The 17,559-nt window shown below is 68.0% G+C and carries 12 protein-coding genes and 2 pseudogenes; 10 read left to right on the top strand and 4 right to left on the bottom strand.

What is annotated here, in order from left to right:
• Positions 1–93: 93 nt before the first annotated feature.
• Both hrpA and FM069_RS20060 read left to right on the top strand, forming a co-directional pair.
• Entirely contained in the window at positions 94–4,725 is a 4,632-nt protein-coding gene (gene hrpA, locus FM069_RS21955; protein WP_233282090.1) for an ATP-dependent RNA helicase HrpA, read from the top strand.
• Between the two features lie 46 nt (positions 4,726–4,771).
• Positions 4,772–5,125 (top strand): YkgJ family cysteine cluster protein, encoded by a 354-nt coding sequence (locus tag FM069_RS20060; protein WP_143490182.1) that lies wholly within the window; start codon positions 4,772–4,774, stop codon positions 5,123–5,125.
• Positions 5,126–5,162: 37 nt separating this feature from the next.
• Here FM069_RS20060 and FM069_RS21950 read toward each other — a convergent pair.
• From FM069_RS21950 to FM069_RS21945, 3 genes and pseudogenes are all read right to left on the bottom strand, one after another.
• Positions 5,163–5,344 (bottom strand): annotated as a pseudogene (locus FM069_RS21950) (sodium:solute symporter family transporter); the annotation flags it as partial.
• A gap of 116 nt (positions 5,345–5,460) precedes the next feature.
• Positions 5,461–6,666 carry an FAD-dependent monooxygenase gene (locus FM069_RS20050; RefSeq protein WP_143490181.1) on the bottom strand — a complete coding sequence of 402 codons (1,206 nt, stop codon included), beginning with the start codon at positions 6,664–6,666 and terminating at the stop codon, positions 5,461–5,463.
• A 119-nt stretch (positions 6,667–6,785) separates the two neighbouring features.
• Positions 6,786–7,141, bottom strand: a pseudogene (locus FM069_RS21945) (DUF2938 family protein).
• 267 nt (positions 7,142–7,408) lie between these two features.
• Here FM069_RS21945 and FM069_RS20040 point away from each other — a divergent pair.
• The 4 genes from FM069_RS20040 (at position 7,409) to FM069_RS20025 (ending at position 11,967) form a co-directional block, all read left to right on the top strand.
• Positions 7,409–7,804 (top strand): helix-turn-helix domain-containing protein, encoded by a 396-nt coding sequence (locus FM069_RS20040; protein WP_143490180.1) that lies wholly within the window; start codon positions 7,409–7,411, stop codon positions 7,802–7,804.
• A gap of 167 nt (positions 7,805–7,971) precedes the next feature.
• The gene (locus FM069_RS20035) at positions 7,972–8,490 is read left to right on the top strand and encodes a sigma-70 family RNA polymerase sigma factor (RefSeq protein WP_143490179.1); all 519 of its coding nucleotides are present in this window, start codon (positions 7,972–7,974) and stop codon (positions 8,488–8,490) included.
• A gap of 3 nt (positions 8,491–8,493) precedes the next feature.
• A complete protein-coding gene (locus FM069_RS20030) occupies positions 8,494–9,456 on the top strand; it encodes a FecR family protein (protein WP_143490178.1) in 963 nt (320 codons plus the stop codon).
• Between the two features lie 72 nt (positions 9,457–9,528).
• On the top strand, positions 9,529–11,967 hold the full coding sequence (locus FM069_RS20025; RefSeq protein WP_143490177.1) for a TonB-dependent siderophore receptor: 2,439 nt from the start codon (positions 9,529–9,531) through the stop codon (positions 11,965–11,967).
• Positions 11,968–12,315: 348 nt separating this feature from the next.
• Here FM069_RS20025 and FM069_RS20020 read toward each other — a convergent pair whose 3' ends face one another.
• Positions 12,316–12,549 carry a hypothetical protein gene (locus tag FM069_RS20020; protein WP_143490176.1) on the bottom strand — a complete coding sequence of 78 codons (234 nt, stop codon included), beginning with the start codon at positions 12,547–12,549 and terminating at the stop codon, positions 12,316–12,318.
• Between the two features lie 858 nt (positions 12,550–13,407).
• Here FM069_RS20020 and FM069_RS20015 point away from each other — a divergent pair.
• The 4 genes from FM069_RS20015 (at position 13,408) to FM069_RS20000 (ending at position 17,545) form a co-directional block, all read left to right on the top strand.
• Positions 13,408–14,217: a 2OG-Fe(II)-dependent halogenase WelO5 family protein gene (locus tag FM069_RS20015; protein WP_143490175.1), complete on the top strand. Its 810-nt coding sequence runs from the start codon at positions 13,408–13,410 to the stop codon at positions 14,215–14,217.
• 25 nt (positions 14,218–14,242) lie between these two features.
• A complete protein-coding gene (locus tag FM069_RS20010; RefSeq protein WP_143490174.1) occupies positions 14,243–15,028 on the top strand; it encodes a 2OG-Fe dioxygenase family protein in 786 nt (261 codons plus the stop codon).
• Complete coding sequence (locus FM069_RS20005; protein WP_143490173.1) at positions 15,025–16,230, top strand: ATP-grasp domain-containing protein; 1,206 nt, start codon at positions 15,025–15,027, stop codon at positions 16,228–16,230. Before FM069_RS20010 ends, FM069_RS20005 begins: the two co-directional genes overlap by 4 nt.
• A gap of 91 nt (positions 16,231–16,321) precedes the next feature.
• Positions 16,322–17,545 carry an ATP-grasp domain-containing protein gene (locus tag FM069_RS20000; RefSeq protein ID WP_143490172.1) on the top strand — a complete coding sequence of 408 codons (1,224 nt, stop codon included), beginning with the start codon at positions 16,322–16,324 and terminating at the stop codon, positions 17,543–17,545.
• Positions 17,546–17,559 lie beyond the last annotated feature (14 nt).

Below are 17,559 nucleotides of genomic sequence, written 5' to 3'. Positions count from 1 at the left end.
GCAGCGTCGGATGTTTATAAGCGACAGCCCGCAGGGTAGGGCGCCACGGGCAAATCTGCGACAATCGCCCCTCATTCGAATCGCCGAGCTCCGATGACCGACTCACTTTCCTCGCCCGATGACCTGCTGAGACACCTGGACCGCGCCCTGGTGGTCGACCGGCACCGCTTGCGCCGGCAGTTCCATGAGCTGCGCAAGCACGCCGTGCCGGACGAGAAGCGCCTGGCCCAGTGGGTCGAGCGGGTCCAGGCCTCCTGCGCCCGGGTGGAGGCGCGTCGCGCCAGCGTGCCGGTCATGCGCTACGACGACAGCCTGCCCATCGCCGCCAAACGCGACGAGATCAAGGCGGCCCTGGAGAAGCACCAGGTCCTGGTGATCGCCGGCGAGACCGGCTCGGGCAAGACCACCCAGTTGCCGAAGATCTGCCTGGAGATCGGCCGCGGCACCCACGGCCTGATCGGTCATACCCAGCCTCGCCGGCTCGCCGCCCGCAGCGTGGCGACCCGGGTGGCCGAGGAGATCGGCACGCCCTTGGGCGAACTGGTGGGCTACCAGGTGCGTTTCGAGGACCAGTCCAACGAGCGCAGCCTGATCAAGCTGATGACCGACGGCATCCTCCTGGCCGAGACCCAGCACGACCGCTACCTGGAACGCTACGACACGCTGATCGTCGACGAGGCCCACGAGCGATCGTTGAACATCGACTTCCTCCTGGGCTACCTGAAGACCCTGCTGCCGCGGCGGCCCGACCTTAAGGTGATCATCACCTCGGCTACCATCGACCTGGAGCGCTTCAGCCGGCACTTCGGCAGCGATGGGCAGCTCGCGGCGCCCATCATCGAGGTGTCCGGGCGCACCTTCCCGGTGGACACCTGGTACCGGCCGCTCACCGCCGACACCGACGAGGACGGCAACCGGGTCGAGGAAGACCTGTCCGTGGACCAGGGCATCCTGGCCGCCCTGGACGAGATCGCCGCCCATGAGCGCAGCGTCGGCCGGCGTCCCGGCGACGTGCTGGTGTTCCTTCCCGGCGAGCGGGAAATCCGCGACGCCGCGGAGGTGCTGCGCAAGGCCAACCTGCGCTTCACCGAAGTGCTGCCCCTCTACGCACGGCTGACCCCTGCCGAGCAGCAGAAGATTTTCCAGCCGCGGCCCGGGCGCAAGATCGTCCTCGCCACCAACGTGGCGGAAACCTCCCTCACCGTGCCCGGCATCCGCTACGTGATCGACAGCGGCACTGCGCGGATCAGCCGCTACAGCTACCGGGCCAAGGTCCAGCGGCTGCCCATCGAGGCGGTCTCCCAGGCCAGCGCCAACCAGCGCAAGGGCCGCTGCGGCCGGGTCGAGCCGGGCATCTGCATCCGCCTTTACAGCGAGGAAGATTTCCTCGCCCGGCCCACCTTCACCGACCCGGAGATCCTCCGCACCAACCTGGCGGCGGTGATCCTGCAGATGCTGCACCTGCGCCTGGGGCGGATCGAGGACTTCCCCTTCATCGAGCCGCCGGACGGCAAGGCCATCAGCGACGGCTTCACCCTGTTGCAGGAGCTGTCGGCGGTCAACCGCGAGGGCCAGCTCACGCCCCTGGGCCGCCAGCTGGCGCGCCTGCCCATCGACCCGCGGCTGGGGCGCATGCTGTTGGAAGCCGCCCACCTGGGCAGCCTGGACGACGTGCTGGTGGTGGCCAGCGCCCTGTCGGTGCAGGACGTGCGCGAGCGCCCGGCGGAGCGCCAGCAGGCCGCCGACCAGGCCCATGCCCAGTGGAAGGATGTCGATTCCGACTTCGCCGCGTTGATCAACCTGTGGCGGGGCTTCGAGGCGCAGCGCCAGGCCCTGGGCTCCAACGCCCTGCGCAGCTGGTGCCGGAAGAACTTCCTGAACTACCTGCGCCTGCGGGAATGGCGCGACGCCCACCGCCAACTCACCCTCATCTGCCGCGAGTTGCAACTGACGGGCAAAGGCGCGGGGAGCGTTGATGGCCCCGCCTCACCCCAGGGCGCGGCCCGTAGGGTGGATGACGCCACAGGCTCATCCACCGGGACGGCCGGCCGCGCTGGCAGGGCGGACTCGCGGTCCGGGGTTCCGGTCGGGCAGGGCGCGGTGGAAGGCTCCGGCCATCCACCCTACGACGGAGGCGCGAGTAGGGTGGATGACGCCACAGGCTCATCCACCGGGACGGCCGGTCGCGCTGGCAGGGCGGACTCGCGGTCCGGGGTTCCGGTCGGGCAAGACGCGGTGGATGGCTTCGGCCATCCACCCTACGACGGTGCGAGTAGGGTGGATGACGCCGCAGGCTCATCCACCGGGACGGCCGGCCGCGCTGGCAAGGTGGATTCGCGGTCCGGGTTCCCGGTCGGGCATGGCGCGGTGGATGGCTTCGGCCATCCACCCTACGACGGCGCGAGTAGGGTGGATGACGCCGCAGGCTCATCCACCGGGACGGCCGGTCGCGCTGGCAGGGTGGACTCGCGTTCCGGGTTCCCGGTCGAGCATGGCGCGGTGGATGGCTCCGGCCATCCACCCTACGACGGAGGTGCGAGTAGGGTGGATGACGCCGCCGGCTCATCCACCGGACAGGTCGCACAGGCCCCCCAGGCGACTCGCGACAACAAGGTCAATGCGGTCACCCGGCATCAGGTCGAACAGAGCGAGGCCGCCCAGCGCGCGAGGAACTATGCCGCCGTGCACAAGGCGATCCTTGCCGGTCTGCTCAGCCAGATCGGCCAGAAGACTGAGGAAGGCGACTACCTCGGTGCCCGCCAGCGGCGCTTCTGGGTCCACCCCTCCAGCGTGCTCGGCCGCAAGCGGCCCAACTGGATCATGGCCGCCGAGCTGGTGGAGACCACCAAGCTGTTCGCCCGCATGGTGGCGCGCATCGAGCCGGAGTGGATCGAGCCCCTGGCCGGCCACCTGGTGAAGACCAACCACTTCGAGCCCCACTGGGAGAAGAAGCGCGGTCAGGTGGTGGCCTTCGAGCAGGTCACCCTCTATGGCTTGATCGTCGTGGCGCGCCGCCCGGTGCACTACGGCCCGGTGGACCCCGTGGCGGCCCGGGAGCTGTTCATCCGCGATGGCCTGGTGCGCGGCGAGATCGCTAGCCGCGCCCGCTGCCTGGCGGCCAACCGTGCGCTGCTGGAGCGCCTCGACGAGCTGGAGGCCAAGGCCCGCCGCCGCGACATCCTCGCCGACGAAGAAACCCTCTACGGGTTCTACGAGGCGCGGCTACCCGCGGAGCTGTACCAGACCAGCAGCTTCGACGCCTGGTACAAGCGCGAGAGCGCCCGCGACCCGCAGCTGCTGATCATGCGCGAGGAGGATGTACTGGCCCGGGATGCCCGGGAGGTCACCGCCGCCCAGTATCCGGATCACCTGCGCTTGGGCGAGCTGCAGTTGCCCCTGGACTATCACTTCGAGCCCGGCCATCCCCGCGACGGGGTCACCCTGCGGGTGCCGGCGCCGCTGTTGCCGCAGTTGCCGGCGGAGCGCCTGGACTGGCTGGTGCCCGGCCTGCTGGACGCCAAGGCCGTGGCGCTGGTGCGCAACCTGCCCAAGGCGCTGCGCAAGAACTTCGTGCCGGTGCCGGACTTCGTCAAGGCGGCTCTGGAGAGGATCGCCTTCGGCCAGGGCGCGTTGCCCGAGGCCCTGGGCCGCGAGCTGCTGCGCATGACCGGCGCTCGGGTGTCCGAGGAGGCCTGGGCGGAAGCCGCCCGGCAGATCGAGGACCACCTGAAGATGAACATCGAGGTGGTGGACGCCCGTGGCAAGCCTCTCGGCGAGGGGCGCGACCTGGCCGAACTCACCGCCCGCTTCGCCGAGGCGAGCCAGGCGGCCCTGGCCATTCCCCAGGCCAGCCAGGCGCAGAAACCCGTGGAAGCCAAGGCCTTCGCCGAAGTCGCGCAGAAGACCCAGCAGACCATCGCCGGCCTGAGCATGACCGTCTACCCGGCCCTGGTAGAGGAGGGCGGCGCGGTGAAGGAAGGCCGCTTCCCGACCCAGGCCGAAGCCGACTACCAGCACCGGCGCGCCCTGCAGCGGCTGCTGCTGCAACAACTGGCCGAACCGGCGAAGTTCCTGCGCGGCAAGCTGCCGGGCCTCACCGAGATGGGCCTGCTCTACCGTGACCTGGGCAAGCAGGACGCCCTGGTGGAGGACATCCTGCTGGCCAGCCTTGACAGCTGCGTGCTGGAAGGCGAGAACCCGTTGCCGCGGGACGGCGCGGCCCTGGCATCCCGGGCGGAGCGCACGCGCGGCGCCTGGACCGAGCACGCCGAGCGCCTGGCCAGGCTGGTGAAGGACATCCTCACCCTGTGGCACGGCCTGCAGAAGCGTTTCAAGGGCCGGATCGACCTGGCCCAGGCGGTGGCCCTCAACGACATCAAGGCGCAGCTCGCGCGGCTGGTGTACCCCGGTTTCGTCCGCGAGACGCCGGCCGAGTGGCTGCGGGAATACCCGCGCTACCTCAAGGCCGTGGAGCAGCGCTTCGACAAGATCGGCGCTCAGGTGCAACGGGACCGGGTCTGGTCCGGCGAGCTGAGCGGCTACTGGGAGCAGTACCAGGCCCGCGCGGCCAAGCACGCCCAGGAGGGCAAGCGCGATCCCAACCTCACGCTGTACCGCTGGATGCTGGAGGAGTACCGCGTTTCCCTGTTCGCCCAGCAGTTGGGCACGCGGATGGCGGTCTCCGACAAGCGCCTGAGCAAGCAGTGGAGCCTGGTGGAGGCATGATGGTGGCCAACAGGCAGACGGGACGGATGGCGGGAGGCGGGCGCCCATGAGCTGCACCTTGCGCCGGGTCGACGCGCTGCGCCGGCAGATTCCCGGCTTCGCCTGCGTGCCCGGCTGCCACGACTGCTGCGGCCCGGTCACCGCGTCGTCGGAGGAACTGTCGCGGCTGCCGGTGAAGAGCGAGGCCGAGCACGACGCGGCTCTGGCCGACTTCAACTGCGTCCACCTTGGTCCCCATGGCTGCGAGGTCTATGACCAGCGGCCGCTCATCTGTCGGCTGTTCGGCACCACCTCGAGCCTGCCCTGCCCGCGAGGGCAAGGCCCGGAGACCCCGACCGATCCGGCCGTCGAGCGGCAGGTGCACCGCCTGATCGCCACCACCCGGCAGGTGCTGGTCTAGCGGGTCTTCCAGGGCGCCCGGTGTACAGGGTTGGTCAGCCGGGGGAATCCTTGACGGTCGGAATGGTGCTGACCAGCAGGCTTCGCGCCGAAGCCGATGATGAAGGTGAGGGTGTAGAAATAGCCGATGAACCCCGGTGGCGTAGAACACGCTCTTGCGGGCTTCCTTGGCGTCCCTGACGGTGAAGAAGCGCATCAGGATGGGGGGCAGGCTCGACGTCGCCGCCTGGGTCGGCGACAGCACCGGTGCGTACCGCCGCTCTACCCGCACTGTCTCCGGCTGGTGGCCGCTACCTTGCAGGGCGGTGCCGAACACCTCGGCGATCGCCTGGCGGTTCAGCTCGACGGCGCCGCCTGGGTCGGCGACAGCACCGGCGCGTACCGCCGCTCTCCCCGCATCGTCTCCGGCTGGCGGCTGCTGCCCTGCAGGGCGGTGTCGAACACCTCGGCGAACGCCTGGCGATCCGGCAGGCGGGTGGCCAGGGCATGGCCGTAAGAAACGATCGTCTGGTTCACCGGGAAGCGCTCGGTCTGGTAGCCGGCCAGCGCCTCGTCCAGAGGGCAGGCGCCCGCCAGCGCCGAGCCCAGGGCATCGGCCAGGGCGCTGGCGTCCTCGATGGCCAGGTTCATGCCCTGGCCGGTGATCGGGTGCACGTTGTGAATGGCGTCCCCCAGCATCGCCACGTTGCCCGCCCAGTAGCGGTCCAGGTTCAGGCAGCCGATGGGGATGCCCTTGAAGCGCGAGGTCCCGGTGACGGCGGCGATGGCCTCGGCGCTCTCTTCGCCGACGAACGCCTGCAGGCGCCGGCGCAGCGACTCGCCCCGGGTATCGGCCATCAGCTGCCGCGACTCCTCCTTGGGAAAGCTCACCACCAGCCGCGCCCGGTCGAAGCCGATGGGATAGAAGTAGGCCAGCCCGCCCTGGGAATCCACGTACAGGCGGTTGCGTTCGGCGACGCAGGGCGCCAGGGCGAAGGTGCCCACCAGCATCGGCGCGGGGTAGGGCTGGCGCTCCACGTCGATGTCCAGCACCCGCCGGCGCACGTAGGAGGCCAGGCCGTCGGCGCCCACCAGCACCCGGGGACGCAGCACGCGCCCGTCGCTCAGGCGCACCTGGCTCACGTTCTGTCCGGCCTCGCGCTGGATGGCTTCGATGCGCGTTTCGAACACCAGCTCCACCGAGGGGGCGTCCCGGTCGATTCGCTCCAGCACCAGGCGCCGCAGCGCCTCGCAGGGCATCAGGATGAAGTAGCCGCGACCGTCCACGCTGGCGTAGTCGAAGTGCCGAAGCAGCTCGCCGTCGTGGTAGACCTCCAGTTCATGCCGCGTCCGGCCGCCCAGGCGGAGAACGTCCGCCAGCAGGCCGGCGGCCTCCACCACGCGAATGCCGGCGGGCTTGAGCAGGTCGGCGCCATTGATCGCCCGTTCCCGCCGCGCCTGTTCCACCACCAGCACCCGGTGGCCCTGGCGGCCCAGCAGGTAGGCCAGCATCGCGCCGCCGATCCCACAGCCATTGATGAGTACGTCGACCTTGCCTTGCATGGGTTTGGACCTCCTTGTCGTTCCTGGCGAAAAAAAACCAATGCGGATCGCTGAGCATAGCCAAGGGGCATGGCCTGGGGGCGGCGTCTCGTCGGGCGGGCGCGGAATGCCGGGTGCCTTCAGCCTGGGAACGGCAGAGCGCACACCCGGGCGGCAAGGTACAGGTCGAGCCCGAAGGCCAGGTACGTGTCCAGGCTGCGCAGGCGGGCGACGGCTGGCTTGGGCGTGCGGGAAGCGGCGATGACCATCCCGAAGGCCGCCGGCATGACCAGGCACGGCGCGGCCAGGCTCAGCACCCCCGCCAGCAGGACCGGAAGGAGGTCGGTCGCTGCTCCCCGTAGGGGCCGGCAATCGCCAGCAGGCAGGCGGCGAAGACCACTTCAGTGAAGGCATGGAACAGCCAGCCGACGGGGCGCTTGCCCGGCCGCGCGCGGGAGTGGCCGATGGCGGCGTGGCGGCGCTGGCCGTGGCCCATGGCGAGGCGCCAGCGGTCGACCCATCGTAGTCCAGGGTCTGCAGGCCCAGCGCCCGCCGCTGGAACAGTGACCACCAGTCCATGACCAAGGGGTGCCGAAGTCGATGGGCAGGGCGAGGGGCAGGAAGGCGTCGCGTTCGAACAGAGCGGAATCTCCGAATGACCTCTGTGGGCAGCGGCGCGTCAGGAGGGCCGCGGTACGTGCCGGCTTGCCCTGGCGAGCCATCCGCGCCCATGCTCCGAACTCAAGCCGACTTGAGGCCACCCATGAAGACCCTGGATATCGCCACCGTGTCGAAACGCTCCGGGCTGCCGGCCTCGGCCCTGCGCTACTACGAAGAAAAAGGGCTGATCGCCTCGGTCGGCCGCCAGGGCCTGCGCCGTCAGTTCGCCGCCGACGTCCTCCAGCGCCTCAACCTGATCGCCCTCGGCCGCGCCGCGGGTTTCTCCCTGGACGACATCGCCCGCATGTTCGGTCCCGACGGCCGCCCCGCCATCGACCGCGAGCGCCTGTCCGCCAAGGCCGACGAGGTGGACCGGACCATCGTCCGCCTCACCGCCCTGCGCGATACCCTGCGCCACGCCGCCGCCTGCCCGGCGTCGGATCACCTGGCGTGCCCATCCTTCCAGCGGTTGATGCGGCAGGTGGAGGGAACGCGGTAGACGGTGGGCGAGGGGGCAGTGGCTCAGCGAAGACCGGGCCGGGTGCCCAACAGCAGGCGACGCCACGGGCATCTGTCGATCGGTGACGGTCATCCAGGCATTTACGGCATGCGGGTGGGATACATACAATCGATAACACTTATCAGTTGCATATGTGCCCCCCCTTTATGGACAAGCCCGCCGATCCGCTGCGTCGCGCCTTGCACGCGCTCTACGTCGACCACCACGGCTGGCTGTTCGCCTGGCTGAGGCGCAAGCTGGGCTGCCCGCACAACGCGGCGGACCTTTCCCACGACACCTTCATGCGCCTGCTGCGTTCGCCCGCCAGCCTGGCCGACCTGCGCCAGCCGCGCGCCTACCTCAGCACCACCGCACGCCGGCTGATCATCGACGAGGCGCGGCGCAAGCGGCTGGAGGCGATCTACCTGGAAGAGCTGGGACGGCAGCAGGACGCGTCCGAGGGGGCGCCTTCGCCGGAGCGGATCAACGCCACGCTGGAGCTGTTGGAGTCGCTGTGTTTCGCCCTGGAGGGGCTCGGCACCACCGCCCGGGAGGTCTTCCTGCTGCGCTACCTCAGCCAGCTGTCCCAGACCGAGATCGCCGAGCGGCTTTCCATCTCCGAGCGCATGGTGCGACGCCACCTGGTGCAGTCCCTGGTGCATTGCAACCAGGCCCTGGACGTCTGAGCCATGGACGACGAGCGCATTCTCGAAGCGGCGGCGGACTGGCTGCTGCGCCTGGACGAAGGGTGTTCCGCGGCCGATCGGCAAGCCTTCGAGCACTGGTACGCCCGCGATGCACGCCATCGGCAGGCCCTGGAGCAGATGCGCGGGCTGGTGGGCCAACTCCAGGGGCTTCACGCGGAGCGACACGCGGTCGGCGCCGCCCTGGCCGGCACCCTGGCCACGCCGCGCCGCCGGCTGCCGAGTACCCTGGCCGGGCTCGGAGCGATGGCGCTCGGCGTGTCCCTGTTGCTGATGCTGAACGACGGCTGGCGGCAGAACTGGCTGGCCGACCTGCACACCGCCCCGGGCGAGTGGCGGCGCGAGCGCCTTGCCGACGACTCTGTGCTGCTGCTGGCGGGCAACAGCGCGGTGAAGCTGCACTACGACCAGGGCCAGCGCCGTGTCGAGTTGCTGCGCGGCGAAGTGCTGGTGGAGGTCGCACCCGACCCGCGGCGGCCGTTCCGCGTCGACACCGTGGACGGCAGCATGCGCGCGCTGGGGACCCGTTTCGTGGTGACCCGCGAGGAACACGACACGCTGTTGAGCATGCTGCATTCCAGGGTCTCCGCGCGGAGCGCCGACGGTGCCCGCACCCTGGACGTGGCAGCCGGCACCCGGGCGAGGCTGGTCCATGATGACGTGCAACGGCTGGGCTCCATCGATCCCGCCGCGACCGAGCAGGCCTGGCGCCAGCGCCAGCTGGTGGTGCGCGATGCCCCGCTGGGCGAGGTACTGGACACGCTGGCGCGGCAGCAGCGCGGCTATTGGCACCACCGCGACCCGGCGTTGAATGCGTTGCGCATTTCCGCGGTGCTGCCCTTGGATGACAGCACACGGGCCCTGGCGCTGATCGAGGACAGCCTGCCGGTGACGGTACAGCGCTTCACGCCCTGGCTGACGCGCATCGGCATGCGCGAGCAGAAATGACACGGACCGGGGTTCCGCTTTTTCCGAGGTGTCCGTCAAGGAAGACGCCAACTCAAGAATGGAGCTTTCCCGATGTCGTTCCTCGTCGAAAACCGCAGGCGGCGTATCGTCCCGATCCCGCTGGCCATGGCCGTACATATGGTCCTTCCGCTGGTGGGTGGCGCTCTGCTGCCAAGCGCCGTCCATGCCGAAGCGGCGGCGTTCGACATCCCCGCCGGGGACCTGGGCGAAAGCCTGAACCGCTTCGCCCAGCAGGCCGGCGTCGCCATCCTGTTCCGTACGGCGGACCTCACAGGTCTGACATCCCCGGGGCTGCGCGGCCGCTATGAAGTGGAGGACGGCTTCGCCCGGCTGCTGGCCGGAAGCGGCTACCAGGCGGACCGGGGCGAGCACGGCTACCGGCTGGTCAGGCGCGTCGCCACCCTGGAGATCGGCAGCACCCGCATCGTCGCCGGGCAGCCGGTGGCGACGACTGAGGGCAGCCACTCCTACACGTCCGGTGCGGTCTCCCTGGGCAAGGGCGTGCAACGCCTGAAGGACATCCCGCAGTCGGTGACGGTGGTGACCCGCCAGCAGATGGATGACCAGAACACCGAGACCCTCTACCAGCTGGTGGACCGCACTCCCGGCCTGACCGCCACCCGCTCACCCGGCTCGGGGTTGTATATCTACTCCCGGGGGTTCGGCATCGACACCCTGCAGTACGACGGCGTGCCGATCCCGCGCAATACCTATTCCCTCGGCAGTTACCTGACCGAAGACCTGAGCCTCTACGACCGCGCCGAGGTCCTGCGCGGCCCGGCTGCCCTGCTGCAAGGCGGCGACAGCCCGGGCGGGGCGCTGAACCTGGTGCGCAAGCGCGGCGGCGACCAGGCCCAGGTGGTGCTCACCGGCAAGGCCGGCTCCTGGGACCGCTACGGCATGCAACTGGATGCCGGCGGCCCGCTGAACGACAGCGGCACCCTGCGCGGTCGCACGGTGATCAACTACACGGACGGCGATTCCTTCATCGACTACGTCCGCGGCTGGAGCCAGACCGTCTACGGTGCCGTGGACTACGACTTCACCCCCGACCTCACCGTCGGCTTGGGCGTCGCCCACCAGAAGGGGCACTCGCGCCCGCCGATGCTCGGCCTGCCGCGCTACGCCGATGGCGGCGACCCCGGCTGGTCGCGCTCGACCTATGTCGGCGCCGACTGGAACCGCGCCGACAACGACCAGACCAGCGTCTTCCTCGACGCCACCTACCGCTTGAACGACGACTGGCGGGTGAAGGCCGCCAGCGTCTACCTGAGCGAGCACAACGGCGCGGCCTACCAGGCGCTGTGGGACGCCCTGCCTACGGACGGCTCCGGGGACAACACCTACATCGACTGGACCACCGATTTCACCACCCACAGCAAGGGCGTCGATCTCTACCTGGACGGCCAGTTCACCGGCTTCGGCTTCGCGCAGACATTTTTGCTGGGGGCCAACTACTCGCGGATCACCACCGACGACCGCTGGGCGCGGGCGCCCACCTTCGGCGCCAATGCCTTCGAGGTCGATCACCACCGACCGATGCCCTCGATCCAGGACCTCGCGGACCGCGGCCTGGGACGGCTGACGGACTACGACGTGCAGCAGAAGGGGGTGTACAGCCGGTGGTCGATCGACCTGGCCGAGCCGCTCAAGCTGATCCTCGGCGCCCGCACCAGCTGGTACGACTACACCTACGGCGCGGAGCGCTTCACCCAGGGAGGGCGCAGCGAATCCACCACCAGCAGCACCGGCAAGGTCTCGCCCTATGCGGGGCTGGTCTACGACCTGACCGAGCAGTGGTCGGCCTACGCCAGCTATACCGACGTGTTCCAGCCGCAGACGGCACGCACCGCCTCGGGCGCCGTCGTCGAGCCGATCACCGGGACCAACTACGAGCTGGGCGTGAAAGGCGAACTCTTCCAGGGGGCGCTGAACGCTTCCGCCGCGCTGTTCCGCTACGCCCACGAGAACCGTGCCGTGCTCGATGTCGGCGGGCCGACGGATTGCGATGGCTGGTACTGCTCCAAGGCCTCCGGACGCGTGCGCAGCCAGGGCCTGGAGGCCCAGGTGAGCGGCGAGGTGCTCAGTGGCCTGCAGGTCATGGCCGGCTACGTCTACACCCGCACGACCTACCTTGAGGACAACGACTACCAAGGCAAGGTGTTCAGCACCTGGACGCCCACGCATCAGGTGAAGCTGTGGGCTGACTACACCCTGCCGGGCGACTGGAACCGCGTTTCGGCCGGCCTGGGCACCACGGCGGTGAGCGGCACCACGTCCTACGACCATAAGTTCGACCTGCCCGGCTATGCCCTCTGGGACGCACGCCTGGCTTACCGGGTGAGCGACGAGGTGACGGTCGCGGCCAACCTGAACAACCTGCTGGACAAGACCTACTACGTCCCGGCTTACGCCACCATCGATTACAACAACTACTACGGCGAGCCGCGCAACCTGATGTTCAGCGTGCGCTATACGCCGGCGCTCTGATTCGACGGCTGGCTCGACCCACGAGGGGCCCGTCTCCCTGGAGGGCTTCTCGTACCTCCCGGGGATTCCCGGCGCTGGGTTGTTGGGGCGAGTCGACGGCGCCGAGTGGGGAGGCCCTGGCCCGGTCCGGAGCGCTGCGTTCGCTCGCGTGGGCCTGTTCGGACACCCCAGTGGGTCTGGCCTCTTTACGCGGTCGAGATACGGGCGTTCCAGGCACACGGGCGCTGGGGCCGATCGCTGCCCAACCGTTTCGCCGGCACGCATTCGTTCGCTCGCCGGTTCTTCGCCGACGTGCGATGTGCCGCCCGGGCAGGCCGAGGCGCGGTGTCTAGCCGTCGCTGACCCTCCTCAGGGCCATGTACTTGGGGTCATCACCTCGCCCAGCGCCGCCAGGAAACTCTCCCGTCCGCTGCGATCCTTCAAGCGTCGCGAGGGTTTGTGCCACCAGGCCGAGGCCGGGTGGGCGGCGGCCCTGACCGCCACGCCAGTGGCGCGCAAGGCATTCAGCAGGCCGCTGCGCTTCGCGACCCGCCAGGACAAGGCGCTGCAGAACACCACCAATTGCGGGCGCAGCGCGTCCATGGCGGCTCCTTGCGTGGACACTGCCTGTAATCCCTGACGAGGCCCGGCGTAAGTCGCCGATCCGGATACGCGAGCCGGGCGTTGTCCGCCTTCACCGGTGACGGCGGGATCGGCCGTTCCCAGCGGCTCCTTTTCCGCGCAGGTCCGCTACCCAGCGTGGCGAGCGGGGCAGTGGTCTGTCGCGAAATGGGAGGAGCAGCGAATCCGCAGGTCAGGGCGGCGAGGGAGGCCGGATACGGTCTGGCCATGGCGCGCAGCCTTTGAGCCAGTTCCAAGGGTGGCGAGCGGCCGGCTTTTTCGATAACCCAGCCTGCGTTACTTCAAAGGCTTCTGGTCTTTTTTGCAGAGCCATTACTGTGCGATACGCGTCTATATATGAAAAAACGGCGAAACCAATCGGTGCCCGATATATAGCGTGAAATAGGTGGGCCTTTTTAATTGCACTGAAGCAGTGCAGGCGCCAGCCCGCGTATTGTATGAAACGATAATCCCGTACATGTCAGCGACATAGAAATAACCGTGACTGAGAGGTCATTTCGAATAATCGAAAAATTCAGGAAAAATGCTGTTCGAGGTAGACACGTCGTGTTTTTTCCTTATAGTCGTGAACGAACGGATTGGCAGTATCTCTCTCGGCGTCAGCCGGCTCCCCATAGGATGTGAGGATGTCTCCATGAATTTATTCCCCTCTTAATACACTGTACGCGGTGCGCTCGCGCGCGCTTTCATCGTATATGCGGGTGCGATAAGCACGCGTATGCGGCGGATAAGGCGATTCGAATTTTTCGATCACGACACGGGGCGCGTTATATAGGCGCTCGCCTGTCGGAGCGGAACGACTTCAGGGAGGCGATGAATATGGACGTGTTGGAAATCGCGAAGCGGGAAGAAACCAGGCCATTATCCAAGTGGGTCGGTGCCGGGGCGAATGAACTGTCCGCCGACAGTCTGGAAAGGCTCTTCGCCAATGAAATCCCCTATATCCGCATTCCGGACTTCGCCACCCGGGACGAATGCGAGCATCTGGTGGCCGAGGCCGGCCAGCACGGGTTCAACGCATACCGGAACGTGGAGCCACGGATCGATAAACTCGGGATCACCGTATTCGAGTACAACGCCATCTCCAAGCGCCGCTACTTCGAAGACGCCCGAACCGCGCGGCAGATTCAGGAGGCCATCTTCCAGCGGAGCTTCGACCCCATCGCGCGGCTGAGGGGCCTCATCGAGGCGCATACCGCCTACCGCGCGCGTGTCGCGCGGACCGAGGCGGGCGCCGACTACTTCGCCGGCCTGGTACGCCGTATCGAGAAGGGCACCCTGATCCACGTGGATTTCGCGCCGGCCGAGCAGGAGGGCTGGTGCGTCGGCCAGGTGACCCATCAACTGGCCTGGAATCTCTACCTGCGCACCTCGGGAAACGGCGGCAAGACCCATGTCTTCCAGCGCCAATGGAATCCCGAACACGAACGCTACAAGGACGGCTCCTATGGCTACGACCCCGCCGTCAGCCAGGGCAGCGAGAAGGCTGCCTTCGAGCCGCGCCCGGGTGAAGTCGTGGTGTTCAATACCCGCAACTTCCATTATGTGGACCCCACGGCCGACGAGCGCATCACCGTGACGTCTGCACTGGGCAGGTTATCCGACCGGGAACTCATTTTCTGGTCCTGATGATAATGACCCCGGGGGATCATTCATGGTGACGTCCATTACGTCCGATCTAGTGGATTCCATTGCCTATTGGGTGCGCCAGCAGGGTTATGCCAGTGTCGGCGCAGCGGATAGTGTCCGACTGCTTTCGCACTACGTTCCAAACCTGGCAGATGAACTGGCACGTTATCAGCGTTATTGGGACGAACTTCCTCTCGACCGTTTCATGGCCGATGGCGGGCGTTATCGGTATCGGCGGTTTTCCTGCCTGGGCGCCGAGCGAACGGGAGACACTTTCGAATTCCAGCGGCAACCGTCCCGCCCGTTTTATCAGTCCACCGCTTATAACGCCCTCAATGGTGGCCAGGCACGCGTATATGAAGAACTCCGGGACGAGGAACTTGCCGCGCCGACGATGCAGGCATTGTTCGCCCTGACCAGCGCGATCATTCACCGGATCAGGCCAGCTTCTCGCTGGGATACGGAGTTGCACCCGATCCGCACCGTCAGCGAGCGGGGCCGGGCGGGGGAACCGACCCCGGAGGGCGTCCACCAGGACGGCGTGGATTACTTCTTCGCCATCCTGATCGACCGGAAAGGCATGACGGGCGGCGTCACCCAGGTGCTGGATGCCGAGCGGCGCGTGGTGTTCGAAAAGGAAATGCGCGATCCCCTGGAGTTCCTGGTGGTGGACGACCGCCGCCTGTTCCATGGCGTCAGTTCGTGCTTCGCCGACTCCACGACGGCCCGGGGCCACCGGGACACCCTGATCTTCAACTATCGCCTGCCTCAGGACCTCATTCACCGTGAAAAGGAAAAGGTGACGGGATGAAATACAACCACGTGCTGGTCGTGGGTGGCCGCGACCATACCCTGGACAAGCTGGATCGCCTCGGCGTGCGCTACTCCATGATGCAGACCCCGGATCTGGTCACCGATAGGCAGATCCAGAGCGCCCATCGCTACCTGGTGATGGACTACAAGGACGTCGAGGAGGTGCTGCTGGTCGCCCGCGCCTGGCATGGCAAGGATCCCTTCGACGCCATCGTGTCCTTCGCCGAATACGGCATGCATGCGGCCTCCCGGTGCGCCATCGACCTGGGCCTGCCCGGGCAGAACCTCCAGGCGGTGCTGCTGACCCGGGACAAGATCAGGATGCGCGACGTGATGCAGGACCACGCCCTCAGCCCGGTGCGCTACGCCACCTGCCGCACGGTGGAGGAGGCGATCGCGTTCTTCCGCGCCCTCGACGGTCAATCCATGGTGCTGAAGCCCTTTTCCGGGGGCGGCAGCGAGGGCGTCTTCTACGTGGATGACGAGGCGTCCATCCGCGAGCGCTGGGGCTGGACCTACAACGACACGGACGGTGTGGTGCTGGCGGAGGAATTCCTCGATGGGCCGGAGTTCAGCGTCGAGTCGATTTCCCGCAACGGCCGCCACGAGATCGCCATGGTGACCGAGAAGATCACCACCGCCCTGCCGTACTTCGTGGAGCTCGGCCACCAGGTGCCGGCCCGGCTCGACGAGGCCACCCTGGGCGCCATCCACGAACTGGTGACCAGGTTCCTGGATGTCATTGAGCAGCGCACGGCCCCGGCGCACACCGAAATCCGCCTGACCCGCCATGGCCCCAGGATCATCGAGTCGCAGACCCGCATCGGCGGTGACCAGATCTGGGAAATGTGCGAGATGGTCAGTGGCGTGGACCTGATGACCGAGACCATCTGCTGCCTGCTGGACCTGCCCCCACCCCCGCGCGCGCCCGTCGCGGCAGCGGCGGCCATCCGCTTCTTCCCCTACGAGAACGCCCACATCCTCAAGGTGGAAAACCTGGAGCAGGCGCAGCGGGCCGAGGCGGTGGTACGGGTCAAGTGCTCGCTCCAGCCCGGCCAGAAGATCGGCCGCCTCAAGGGCTCCGACTCCCGGCAGGGCTACGTGCTGTGCACCGGCGTGGACATCGACGACGCAATGAGGAACGCCGACGCGACCCGCGACATGGTCAAGGTGCACTGGGAGCCCTGGGTCGAGTCCTGACCCAGGGCAGCCGCCCGCGGCTTGTCGGGCGGCAGGCGAAGCGTTCCCCGTCGTTCACGAAAAGCCCGTCGTTCACGAAAAGGATGTCCCCATGCGAGCGCTGATACTGGCACCCCCGAAGATCGTTCTGCAGACCGCGGCCCGGGACTGGGTCGACGCCGCGGGCGGCGATGCCGTCCTGTTCACCGACCTGGCGGCGAAGGACGCGGTCCTGGCCCATGCGAAGGGCGCATTCGCCGAGATCCATTTCTTCCAGGACTACGCCGGCAGCGGCCGTGTCGAGACCCAGGCCCTGGACTTCCACCGGGTCGACCCCTTCCTGAACGTGATCGCGCTGGCCGAGAGCGACGTCCTGCGGGCGGCCCGGCTGCGGGAGCGCTGGGGCCTCGGCGGTCTCTCGCCCCAGGATGCCCGCCTGTTTCGCGACAAGTACGAGATGAAGCGCCGCGCCGAGCGCCACGGGGTGCCGGTGGCGGGGTACCGCCTGGCCGCCAGCGCGCTGGACCTGCTGGCGTTCATCGAGGACTACCACTACCCGATCGTGGTCAAGCCGGTGGACGGGAAGGGGTCGGCGGGTGTTCAGGTCATCGCCGACCGACAGGCGCTGGACGCCTATTTGGAATCGCCGGACTTCACCCAGGGCCGCAGTCCCCTGGTGGAATCGTTCGTGGCGGGCGACATGTACCAGGTCAACGGCCTGTACCTGGACGGCACCTGCGTGCTGGTGTCCTGCGTCCAGTGCGTGCATTCGAACCTGCAGTTCCTGGATGGCGAATGGCTGGGGCTGAAGATGGTCGCGCCGTCCAATCCCCTCTGGCCACGGCTGTGCGCGTTCGGGCAGAACCTGCTGGAACAGGTGCTGCCGATGCCGCGCAACGGCCTCTTCCACATCGAGCTGTTCCACACCCCGGACGACCGGCTGTTCCTGTGCGAGGCGGCCTGCCGGCTGGCGGGCTGCCTGGCCAACGAACAGATCCGCCAGGCGTTCGATGTGGACATCCGGGTGGAATACCTCAAGGCCGAATGCGGGCGGCGTGAGCCCGCCGAAGACCTCCGCTATCCACCCAGGCGGCTGGTCGCCGAACTGAACGTGCCTCCCCAGCCGGGGACCCTGACCTCGCTGCCGGAGCGGGCGCCGTTCGACTGGGTTGCGGTGTACAAGGCCTATGCCCGGGTCGGGCAGACCTACGCGAAGATGGCCTACACCAACGGCGAGATCGCGTCCCTGCTGATCACCGGGGAGACCGAAGAGCAGCTCGACCAGCGCCTGCGCGAGGCGGCCGACTGGTTCACCCGGGCGACGTGCTGGGCGTGAGGTCGCGTCCGGCG

Source organism: Pseudomonas mangiferae, from assembly GCF_007109405.1.
GTDB lineage: Bacteria > Pseudomonadota > Gammaproteobacteria > Pseudomonadales > Pseudomonadaceae > Pseudomonas_T > Pseudomonas_T mangiferae.
Note: the sequence above shows the minus strand (reverse complement) of the source record. Positions and strands in the feature narration are given on the sequence as shown.